General features: G+C 61.7%; 12 protein-coding genes. 7 read left to right on the plus strand and 5 right to left on the minus strand.

Going from position 1 to position 10632, the window contains the following annotated elements:
* Positions 1-58: 58 nt before the first annotated feature.
* The 4 genes from NKH28_RS31235 to NKH28_RS31250 all read right to left on the minus strand — a co-directional run bounded on the left by NKH28_RS31235 (position 59) and on the right by NKH28_RS31250 (position 3073).
* On the minus strand, positions 59-490 hold the full coding sequence (locus NKH28_RS31235) for an HIT family protein (RefSeq protein WP_352744117.1): 432 nt from the start codon (positions 488-490) through the stop codon (positions 59-61).
* 120 nt (positions 491-610) lie between these two features.
* The gene (locus tag NKH28_RS31240) at positions 611-1825 is read right to left on the minus strand and encodes a GNAT family N-acetyltransferase (RefSeq protein ID WP_352766614.1); all 1215 of its coding nucleotides are present in this window, start codon (positions 1823-1825) and stop codon (positions 611-613) included.
* Between the two features lie 40 nt (positions 1826-1865).
* A complete protein-coding gene (locus NKH28_RS31245; protein ID WP_023674925.1) occupies positions 1866-2594 on the minus strand; it encodes a glycerophosphodiester phosphodiesterase in 729 nt (242 codons plus the stop codon).
* A 14-nt stretch (positions 2595-2608) separates the two neighbouring features.
* The gene (locus NKH28_RS31250; RefSeq protein ID WP_352981137.1) at positions 2609-3073 is read right to left on the minus strand and encodes a RidA family protein; all 465 of its coding nucleotides are present in this window, start codon (positions 3071-3073) and stop codon (positions 2609-2611) included.
* 138 nt (positions 3074-3211) lie between these two features.
* Here NKH28_RS31250 and NKH28_RS31255 point away from each other — a divergent pair, with 138 nt between their 5' ends.
* From NKH28_RS31255 to tsf, 5 genes are all read left to right on the plus strand, one after another.
* Positions 3212-4039 carry a cell envelope integrity EipB family protein gene (locus NKH28_RS31255; RefSeq protein WP_023674927.1) on the plus strand — a complete coding sequence of 276 codons (828 nt, stop codon included), beginning with the start codon at positions 3212-3214 and terminating at the stop codon, positions 4037-4039.
* 135 nt (positions 4040-4174) lie between these two features.
* Complete coding sequence (locus tag NKH28_RS31260; protein WP_352981138.1) at positions 4175-5473, plus strand: lysophospholipid acyltransferase family protein; 1299 nt, start codon at positions 4175-4177, stop codon at positions 5471-5473.
* Positions 5474-5515: 42 nt separating this feature from the next.
* Positions 5516-5794 carry a DUF4031 domain-containing protein gene (locus NKH28_RS31265; RefSeq protein ID WP_352540673.1) on the plus strand — a complete coding sequence of 93 codons (279 nt, stop codon included), beginning with the start codon at positions 5516-5518 and terminating at the stop codon, positions 5792-5794.
* Between the two features lie 204 nt (positions 5795-5998).
* Positions 5999-6796 carry a 30S ribosomal protein S2 gene (gene rpsB, locus NKH28_RS31270; RefSeq protein WP_031211288.1) on the plus strand — a complete coding sequence of 266 codons (798 nt, stop codon included), beginning with the start codon at positions 5999-6001 and terminating at the stop codon, positions 6794-6796.
* A gap of 119 nt (positions 6797-6915) precedes the next feature.
* Positions 6916-7839, plus strand: a complete 924-nt coding sequence (tsf, locus tag NKH28_RS31275; RefSeq protein WP_352471655.1) for a translation elongation factor Ts — start codon at positions 6916-6918, stop codon at positions 7837-7839.
* Here the strand turns inward: tsf and NKH28_RS31280 are convergent.
* On the minus strand, positions 7829-8779 hold the full coding sequence (locus NKH28_RS31280) for a LysR family transcriptional regulator (RefSeq protein WP_352613739.1): 951 nt from the start codon (positions 8777-8779) through the stop codon (positions 7829-7831). The genes tsf and NKH28_RS31280 overlap by 11 nt on opposite strands.
* A gap of 108 nt (positions 8780-8887) precedes the next feature.
* Here NKH28_RS31280 and NKH28_RS31285 point away from each other — a divergent pair, with 108 nt between their 5' ends.
* A complete protein-coding gene (locus NKH28_RS31285) occupies positions 8888-9316 on the plus strand; it encodes a nuclear transport factor 2 family protein (protein WP_352981139.1) in 429 nt (142 codons plus the stop codon).
* A 54-nt stretch (positions 9317-9370) separates the two neighbouring features.
* Positions 9371-10477: an aldo/keto reductase gene (locus NKH28_RS31290; protein WP_352816501.1), complete on the plus strand. Its 1107-nt coding sequence runs from the start codon at positions 9371-9373 to the stop codon at positions 10475-10477.
* Positions 10478-10632 lie beyond the last annotated feature (155 nt).

Here is a 10632-nt window from a genome sequence, read left to right on the forward strand (position 1 = left end):
TTTTTTTATGACATTTTCCGGTTAACCGCCCGGCGCCCGCCAGGGCGGTTGCGCCAGTTCAGCTTGCCAGCGCCATCCGTATCTTGCCGGCGTTTTCGGCCAGGACTTCAGGCTTTTCCATCTGTCCGCTGTGCGGCTTCAAGGGAATGCCCTCGAAGCGCGGAATGACATGGACGTGAAGGTGAAAGACAGTCTGCCCCGAAGCTGGTTCGTTGAACTGCATAACCGTGACGCCATCGGCATCGAAGGCCTTCTTTACGGCCCGCGCAACTTTCTGGACGTGAACGAAGAGCGGGCCAAGCACCGCCGGATCCGCGTCAAGCAGGTTGCGCGACGGTGCTTTCGGCACCACCAGCGTGTGACCCTGTCCTTGCGGCATCACATCCATGAAGACAATGACCGCGTCATCCTCGTAGACGCGGTGCGAAGGGATTTCTCCGCGCAGGATTTTTGCGAAGATGTTGCTGCTGTCATAGGTTGCTTCGGCCATGGCGCGCGCTCCGGTTCTTGGCTCGCTGTCTCGTGTAGCGAAGCTGTTCCGGGCGGGCAAGACGATCGGTCGACATCGGCCATGCGGCCCGTGTGGCTGAGCGAGTGGGGTCTCGCTGCTCTACTCCGCCATGTCCTTGCGGAACGGGGTGTGCTCTTCCAGATATTCGCTCATCCGCTCGACTTCGCGCCGCTCGCGCTGGAGGTAGTCGGCCACTGCATTGCGCAGACCTGGATGGGCGATGTAGTGCGCCGAATGCATCGTCACGGGCCGGTAGCCGCGCGCCAGCTTGTGCTCGCCCTGCGCACCGGCTTCAACCACCTTCAGCTTGCGCGAGATGGCGAAATCGATCGCCTGATGGTAGCAGACCTCGAAATGCAGGAACGGGTGGTCCTCGATGCAGCCCCAATTGCGGCCGTAGAGCGCGTCTGAACCGATGAAGTTGATGGCACCTGCAATGTAGCGCCCGCTGCGTTTGGCCATGACCAGCAGGATGTCGTCGGCCATGCGTTCGCCGATAAGTGAGAAGAAATCGCGGTTGAGGTAGGGCCGGCCCCATTTCCTGCTGCCGGTATCCATGTAGAACGCGAAAAAGTCGTCCCAGGCCTTTTCGGTCAGATCCTTGCCGGTCAGCCAGTCGATCGAGATGCCGTCGGCGAGGGCCTCGCGCCGCTCTTTCTTCATTGCCTTGCGCTTGCGCGAGGCTAACGTTGTGAGAAAATCGTTGTAGCTCGAAAAGCCTTCGTTGAAGAAGTGAAACTGCTGGTCGGTGCGATGCAGGAAGCCGGCCGCCGCCAATACCTGGACGTCGTCCTCCGGCGCGAAAGTAACATGCGCGGAAGACACGCCGAGCTTATCCGTCACCGCCTTCAGGCCGGTCGCAAGACCGGCCTTGACGGTGGGGATGTCCTCGCCCCTGCCGACCAGCAGGCGAGGGCCGGTGACGGGTGTGAACGGCACCGCGCATTGCAGCTTCGGATAGTAGCGCCCGCCGGCGCGTTCGAACGCGTCCGACCAGCCATGGTCGAAGACATATTCGCCCTGGCTGTGCGACTTCAGATAGCAGGGGACCGCTCCGAGCAACATGCCTCGCGCGGTTTCCAGCCTGAGGTGATGGCCTTGCCAGCCTGTGCGCCGAACAGCGCAGCCGGAATCTTCCAGCGCGCTCAAAAAAGCGAATGAGACAAGCGGGTTGTAGCCGTATTCTGCATCGCCGCGTGTAGTGCCGCCGAGGCTGTCCCATTCAGCGCTGGTAAAGGCGCCGATGCCCGCGGCGATGCGGATCGACAGCTCCGCATTCGCCGTTTGTCTTTCACAGTCGTCCCCTTGATCCATGAGGCTTACTTAAGCTCGCTGCGGACCCATACAAGCCCGCTCAGGCAAGCCGTACCAGATCGGGCTCGAATCCTTCGAACGTCATCTGGTCGGCATATTTGAAGGTCAGGTCGACGGCAGGCTGGTCGTGCACGGTCCAGGTGATCACCGGCATACCGAGTCTCTCTCGCACGAAGGAGACGAACCGGTTCGGCAGGTCGCCGGCAGCGTAGGAGGTGAAGGCGATGTCATGCGCCAGCATGGCGAAATGCGCCTCGATCAGGTGGTTGTCGTTGCCGTAGGCGGTCAACCCGCCGGGTATGCCGGGTGCATATTTCGGGAACTCGCGGATCAGCCAATGGTCGAACGACATGATCGCGGTCTTGCCCTTGTAATGCTTGAGCATCTTGCCGACGCTTTCGACCAGGCCTTCGTCATGCCCGGCAGCACCTTTCAGTTCGACAACCATCGGCACACGGCCGTCGACCAGATCAAGCGCCTGCTGCAGCGTCGGCAAATGGTCGGCGGTGCCGCCGACCTTCAGCGCCGTGATCTCTGCAGCCGTACGCTGCCAGACGAAGCCATCCTCGCCGGTCAGCCGCCGCAGATCGCCATCGTGGATGATGACGGGGACGCCGTCGGATGACAGGTGCACATCGCATTCGATCGCGTAGCCGCGCTCGGCCGCCGCAGCGAAGGCGGAAAGGGTGTTCTCCCAGCGCGTCTTGTTCATGTCGTGGAGGCCGCGATGGGCGACGGGCCGGGCGGTCAGCCAGGAAAGATCGGTCATGGTTGCAGTCCCGGTCATTCGACTTCGAAGATCGCTTCGATTTCCACTGCGGCATTAAGCGGCAGGGAGGCGGTGCCGACGGCGGAGCGAGCGTGCTTGCCACGATCGCCGAGCACGGCGGCGAGAAAATCCGAGGCGCCGTTGGCAACCAGATGCTGTTCGACAAAATCCGGTGCCGAGGCGACGAAGACGGTGATCTTCACCAAGCGACGGATTTTCTCGAGATCGCCAAGTGCCGCCTGAGCCTGGGCCAATATGTTGATCGCACAGTATTTTGCGGCTTCCTTGCCGGTCGCGGTGTCGACATCGCGGCCAAGCAGTCCGCTCGCCTGGAGCTTGCCCTCCTTGAGCGGCAACTGCCCGGCGGTGAACAGCAGATTGCCGGTCCGGCAATAGGGCACGTAATTGGCGGCGGGCGCGGCGGCGGCCGGCAGCGCCACGCCGAGATCGCTTAGCCGCTTTTCGATTGTTTCGCTCATGCTATTTCCCTATTGCTTGAAGGTGCCGCGCAGGCCGGGCCGAAATTGCTATTTTTGCCTCGCTTCCGCCACGACTTTTTTTAAGCTGGACCATCTTTCCATGCGGCTTGCCACTAGCCGCGATGATCGGAGCACCCCATGCGCGCAACGCGCCTCGCATTCAACGCCGTTCTCTTGACAGCGGCTTCCTGGGCGGCTCCCGCTTTTGCGGTGCCTGCGCTGCAGGCGCATCGTGCTGTTTACGACATTTCACTCGACAAGGCTTCAGACCGTTCCGGCATTACCGGCATCACCGGCCGCATGGTCTACGAGTTCAACGGCTCGCCTTGCGAGGGCTATACGGTAAAGTTCCGTTTGGTGACCCAGATCGTAACCAGCGACAACACAAGGCTGACCGACCAGCAGATGACCACCTTCGAGGATGCCGAGGGCAAGACCTTCTCCTTCGTGAACAAATCCTTTGTCGACCAGAACCTCGACAAGGAGGTCAAGGGTACCGCAACGAAGGAAGCCAACGGTCTCAAGGTCGATATCGACAAGCCCGAGAAGAACAGCCTGGAACTCGCGCCGACCCAGTTCCCGACCCAGCAAATGGTCGAAATGATCGGCAAGGCGGAAAAGGGCGAGCGTTTCTACGAAACCAACCTGTTCGACGGCTCTGAGGACGCCAACAAGGTGGTGACCACCACCGTCGTCGTCGGCAAGCAAGCCGATGCCGACAATGCCGATCCGGAAGCGCCGGCGCTGGCCAAGCTCGCCACCGACAAATACTGGCCGGTCGACATCGCCTATTTCGATGATGCCGACAAAGGCGGCGAGGAGGTGCCGGAATACCGGATCAGCTTCAAGCTGCACAAGAACGGCATCACGCGCGATCTCGTCATGGACTATGGCGAGTTCTCGATGACCGGCAAATTGGTCAATCTGTCACTGTTCGATCAGCCTAAGACCTGCCCGTCTAAATAAGCTCGAGTGAACGGCAAGCCGCCGGCCGCTATCCGGGATAGTAGCGCTTAATCTTGCGGGGCAAGTCGCATCGACTTGAGCATGCCGCAATTGCCTATCAACGTTTTATTACGGTATGCGCCGCGGGGGAGCAGGTTGAGCAGGATCGACGTTTTTGTGGCGCCGCGGCCCAATGCGACACTGATCAACGCTATGACATTCGTCAACCGGATTGTCATGCTGCACGGCATTCCGGGGTTTCGCGACCTGTTGCCATTCAACCGTCTGGCCGGTTTGCGCGGCGTCGCCAATGTCCGCCACATCGATTTTCCGGAGGATGACCGGCAAAGGCTGAAGGCTTGTTGCGGCGCGGGCAAGGCGACGTTCATCACGCCCAACCATCCTGAATTCTTTGCCGACTGGATGATCGACAAGGAGGTCGTCTCGCGGGTAAGCCCGCTGGCGGCATCCTGGGCCACGCACGGCGTCGTCAACGGGCTTGGCCGGCTGATGCAGAAATTCTGGTTGGCCAACAATCTGATCGCGCAAATCCCGGGCAACAGCGCGGCCGCCAAGGAACATTCGGTGGCCTGGGCGCTGAAGGGGCACGGCGTGCTCCTGCATCCCGAAGGCGGTGTCGGCTGGCATGCCAACATCATTGCCCCGCTGCTGCCGGGCGCGGTCGAAATGGGGTTCGAGGCGTTGAAGCGCGGCCGCCTGACGGATCCGGATTTCAAGGTTTGGATCGCGCCCGTGATCTGGAAGCTTGCTTTCACGGGGAATGTCGAGGCAGCGCTGGCAAAGGAATGCGCCTATGTCGAGCACAGCCTGAAAATCGAACGCCGTGCCGCCGATTCGCTGCCGGAGCGCATCCATCATATCTATGCGACGTTGCTGTCTCGCGATGAGGCTGCATATGGCCTGCGGTCCGATGAGCGGGCTTCGTATGACGCACGTCAAAAGGACCTGCTGACCGAACTCGGCCGTCGCCTTGCCGAACTTGTCTCGGTCGACGCCGGCACGCTCGACAATGCCGACCTTTTGCGCCGTTCGCGGCGCTGGCTGCGGGAAAGCACGGATGGCAGCGGAAGCCAGAAGCAGGTCCGAACGCTGGCAGATGCGATCCAGCGCCTGCAGCGTGTCGGGCCGTGGGCCTCAGCCAACCCGCGCATCACGCAGGAGGAGATCGCCGAACATTTGAAGCGGATCCGCAACGATTATTGCAAGGGTACGCTGCGCGATGCGATCAACCGTTTCGTGCCGCAGCCGGCAGGCCCACGTCGCGCCTATGTCCGGGTACCGGAGCCGCTAGGCTTGCACGCCTATCAAGGCTCCGTCGAGGAGGCACTCGCCGAACTGCACGACCGGATGCAGGAGACCGTCACCAGGACGATGACGCAACTCGAGGCTGGCGGCGGCTTCATTTTCTATGCCAATCCCTTCTATCATCGTTAGCGGTGTGTTGGTCGGCGCAAGATGAAGGAGTGCGGCAAGCCTGTGGCGGTCTATGTCGATGCGGCGATCTGGAAATGGGTCGGCCACCGCTGGTGTCATCTGCTGGCAGACGACACCGACGAGCTGCATCGCTTTGCCGGGCAGCTCGGCATCAAGCGCGCGTCCTACCAAGGACCGCCAAAGACATCCGCGCCGCACTATGACATAACCGGGTTCGAGCGCGACCGCGCAGTGCGGTTAGGCGCCATCGAGTGCAGCCGCGAGGAGATCGTCGCCGTTTTCCGGCGTGTGCGGGTGCCGAAGGGGAAGATGCGGCAATGACACCGGTGCGCTGATCGCCGCACGCTGAGCCGCAAGACGCCACAGCGCTTGCGTTTGTCGCGCTTCCCCTCTATATGCGCGCTCATTCCACACACGGACTTTGGTGTCTGCCCGGGAGAAATCCGGCTGAAACCTCCGGTGGCGTTCGAGGACAAAGTCCAAAAATGCCTGTGTCCGTGGAGGCTAACCGGAAAGGAAATAAGAATGGCTCTGCCTGATTTCAGCATGCGCCAGCTATTGGAAGCTGGCATTCACTTCGGCCACCAGACCCACCGCTGGAACCCGAAAATGGCGCCCTATATCTACGGCGCCCGCAACAACATCCACATCATCGACCTCTCGCAGACAGTGCCTTTGCTGCACCAGGCGTTGAAGCAGGTTTCCGACACTGTTGCCAAGGGCGGCCGGGTGCTGTTCGTCGGCACCAAGCGCCAGGCCTCCGACATCGTCGCCGATGCCGCGCAGCGCTCGGCCCAGTACTATGTCAACTCGCGTTGGCTCGGCGGCATGCTGACCAACTGGAAGACGATCTCGAATTCCATCCAGCGCCTGCGCAAGCTCGACGAAATGCTGGCCGGCGAGGCTCAGGGCCTGACCAAGAAAGAGCGCCTCAACCTCGACCGCGAGCGTGAGAAGCTCGACAAGGCGCTGGGCGGCATCAAGGATATGGGTTCGACGCCCGATTTGATGTTCGTGATCGACACTAACAAGGAAGCGATCGCCATTCTCGAGGCCAAGCGTCTCGGCATCCCGGTCGTTGCCATCATCGATTCCAACTGCGACCCGGACAAGATCGACTTCCCGATCCCCGGCAATGACGACGCGGCCCGCGCCATCCAGCTGTATTGCGATCTGATCGCCAAGGCAGCTATCGACGGCATCGCCCGTCAGCAGGGCGCGCTCGGTGTCGATATCGGCGCATCGGTCGAGGCTCCGGTCGAGCCGGCGCTCGATCAGACCCCGGCCGCCGAGAGCCCGGCAGCCCAGACCCCGGAAGCATAGTAGCGAAGGCCGGCTGCGGCCTTCATCTTTCCAATATGTTGGCGCGGTAAGCGCTACCAGCACCAGGCGCATCATCGAAAATCGATGGTGCGTCAGTGCATTTAGACAAAGAGGCGACAATGAGCATTTCGGCTGCACAGGTCAAAGAACTCCGCGACTTGACCGGCGCGGGCATGATGGACTGCAAGGCGGCGTTGAACGAGACCAACGGCAATATGGAAGAAGCCATCGACTGGCTGCGCAAGAAGGGCATTTCAAAGGCCGACAAGAAGGCTGGCCGTACCGCTGCCGAAGGCCTGATCGGCGTAGATTCCGGCGTCCGCGAGGCAGCGATCGTCGAGGTCAATTCCGAGACGGACTTCGTTGCCCGCAATGCTGCGTTCCAGGAGATCGTCGCCAATGTCGCGAAGGTCGCGCTTGCCTATGGCGGCAAGACCGAGGCCGTTGCCGCCGCTCCCTATCCGGGATCGGGCAAATCGGTCGCCGAGACCATCAAGGACGCTGTCGGCACCATCGGTGAGAATCTGGGCTTCCGCCGCTCGGCCAAGCTCACGGTCGAGCACGGCGCTGTCGCAACCTACGTTCACAATGCGGTCGCCGACGGCCTTGGCAAGCTCGGCGTGCTGGTGGCCATCGAGACGACGGGCAACGCGCATGCCGCCAACGCCTTCGCCCGTCAGGTTGCCATGCATGTCGCTGCCACCAATCCGATGGCCCTGACCACCGAAGAGCTCGATCCGGCCGCAGTGGAACGCGAGAAGGCGATCTTCGCCGACCAGGCGCGCCAGTCCGGCAAGCCGGAAGCGATCATCGAGAAGATGGTCGAAGGCCGTTTGCGCAAGTTCTATGAAGAGGTCGTGCTGCTCAAGCAGGCTTTCGTGCTCAATCCCGACATTACCGTCGAGAAGGCGCTGAAGGATGCCGAGAGCGAAATAGGCGCGCCAGCCAAAATCGCTGCCTATCTGCGCTTCGCGCTCGGTGAGGGTATCGAGAAGGAAGAGACCGATTTCGCGGCGGAAGTCGCGGCAGCGGTCAAGAAGTAACTATTCGTTTGAGAGGCTTTTTTCGGCCGGGTATCCGCGAGGATGCCCGGCCGATTTCTTGCGCGGTGTCGATGAAGGCGCGGAGCTTCGGGGCCATCGCGGCGCGGCGCGGGAAATAGAGGAACAGTCCCGGTTCCTCGATCGATGCCTCGCCAAGGACTTCGACCAGCCGGCCTGCCTCGATGTCAGGCTTGACAAGCGGCTCGAACAGATAGGCGAGGCCGATGCCGGCAAGCGCCATTTCCCTTGCCGACAGCGGATCGCTGACGACCACGCTGCCGCGTGTCTCGACGCTGATATCCTTGCCCTGATCGGATAGATCCCAGTGATAGAGCGCACGTGATCGCAACAGCCGATAACCGATGCAGTTGTGCACGGCGAGATCGGCCAACGCCCATGGCCGCCCGCGCCGGGCGACATAGGCCGGCGAGGCAACGATGATGCTGCGGAAAGGCCCTGTCAGTCGCACCGTCACCATATCCTCGGCGATCATCTCGCCCAGCCGGATGCCGGCGTCAAAACCCTCGCCGACGATATCGCTCAGACGTTCGTCGGTGACGATCTCCACCGTCACGTCAGGGTAACGTTCCGCCATCGCCGTCAGGATGGGCATCAGCGCCAGAGGCAGCGCCAAACGCGGCGCGTTGATCCTGAGCAGTCCGCTTGCCCGGCCTTTGACAGAGCGGATACGTTCGATCCGGTCGGCAATGTCTTCCAGCGCCGGCTCCGCCGCAGCGACAAGCGCGGTGCCAGCCTCGGTCAGCGAGACGCTGCGCGTGGTGCGGGCAAACAACGGCTGGCCGATTCGCTCCTCTACCAGCCGAACCGCATGGCTGACCGCTGACGGGCTCATGCCGAGCTCGGCGGCTGCCGGCGCGAAACCGCCACGTCGCGCGACGGCAACGATTATAGGTAGGTGGCTAAGCAGATCGCGGTCCATTCATGCATGATATCGCATAGTCCATTCGGATAATGCAATCTTATCGGTGGGGAAAGGAGGGCGCATCTTTGGCTGCATCACACGGCCGAGTAGCCATGGAAACGTCTAATGACCGACCTCGATTCCGAACGAACCCGTAATCTCGAGACCGTGCGTAAATTCTTTGATCTGATGCACCGCAAGGACATTGAGGCATGGGGCGACCTTTGGGCTGAAGATGGCCGGATACTTGTCTTCTACCCGCCGGCAGGATTTGGAAACAGCATCGATGGTAAGGTCGCGATCCTGGCGGCCTTCCGAGGCCTCTTCGGTAATTTCGAATCCTTCGATTCGCAGCTGACAGCCATCTATCCGGCAGCGAATTCGGACGCGATCGTCGTTGAGTACAAGAACCGCGCGGTGCTGATCGGCGGCACTGAATACACCAACAGCAATATCGCGATTTTCCACTTCAAGAGCGGTCTGATCAGCGCCTACCACGATTATTTCGATCCGCGCCGCTTCCAGGTGGTGGTCGATGCGCTGGCCAAGGCCTGACTGCGTATCCCAGGCAAGACCTCAATCCCGCTTTTCAAACTGCAGGAGAAATCCATGACCATGTCCTACTACACGCTCGGCAACAGCGGGCTGCGTGTCACCCGCCTGGCGCTCGGCACCATGACGTTCGGCACGGAATGGGGCTGGGGCGCGGAGAAGGAAACCGCGCGCGCCTTGGTGGATGCCTATGTCGAAGCCGGTGGCAATTTCTTCGATACCGCCGATCTCTATACCGGTGGCACGGCCGAAACCTGGCTCGGCGAATTCATCGCCGAGCGTGGGCTGCGCGACAAGTCGGTGATCAGTACCAAATTCACCTACAACGCCGAACCGGGCAACCCGAACGCCGGGGGCAACGGCCGCAAGAACATCCTGCGGGCGATAGACGGTTCGCTGAAGCGGCTCGGCACCGACTACATCGATCTCTACATCCTCCATACCTGGGACAGGCTGACGCCGCCGGAGGAGGTGATGCGGACGCTGGACGATCTGGTGCGCGCCGGAAAGATCCGGCATGTCGGTCTGTCCGACGTGCCGGCCTGGTACGCAAGCCGGGCGCAGGCCGTCGCCGAGCATCGCGGCTATGAACCGGTTTCGGCGCTTCAGCTCGAATATTCGCTGGCCGAGCGCAACATCGAGCACGAGTTCGTGCCGTTCGGCACGCGCTATGGCGCCGGAATCATGGTCTGGAGTCCGTTGGCCAGCGGTCTGCTCAGCGGAAAATACCGTTTCGATACAGTCGTCGAGGACGGTGGCCGGCTGGAGACAATGCGTGGTTCGACCAATCCCGGTTTCCAGAAATTCACCGATCGCAACTGGCAAATCGTCGCCGAACTGGAGAGGGTTGCCGGCCAGCTCGGCCGCAGCATGGCCCAGGTCGCCCTGAACTGGACGGCCAACAGGCCAGGCATTGCGTCCGTCATCGTCGGCGCCACCAGGCTTGACCAGCTCAAGGACAATCTCGGCGCGCTTGATTTCGACATTCCCGAAGATCTTCGGGCACGGCTCGATGCGGTGAGCCGGCCGGTCACGCCCTTTCCGTATTCGTTCTTCGGCCCTGAAATACAAGGCGGCCTGACCGGTGGGCAGGCGGTTGGCGGTAAGCCGGCAAGCTATCTGCCGGATCTGCTCATGCGAGGCACTTTTGCCGGCGTGAGCTGACGGCTATCCCGGTCCACGATCTCAACTTCCGGCTCGGGGGCCCCGGGGCAAACCGGGGCCCGTGGTGTTTAGGGACCCCCCCGTATTTGGGGGGCCCCCCAAACCGGCACCCGCCCCGGGGACACGGCCCCCTGACGGGGGAGCCCCACGAACCC

Origin of the sequence: Mesorhizobium sp. M1227 (assembly GCF_040318315.1) — a bacterium.
In the GTDB taxonomy this organism is placed as follows: domain Bacteria; phylum Pseudomonadota; class Alphaproteobacteria; order Rhizobiales; family Rhizobiaceae; genus Mesorhizobium.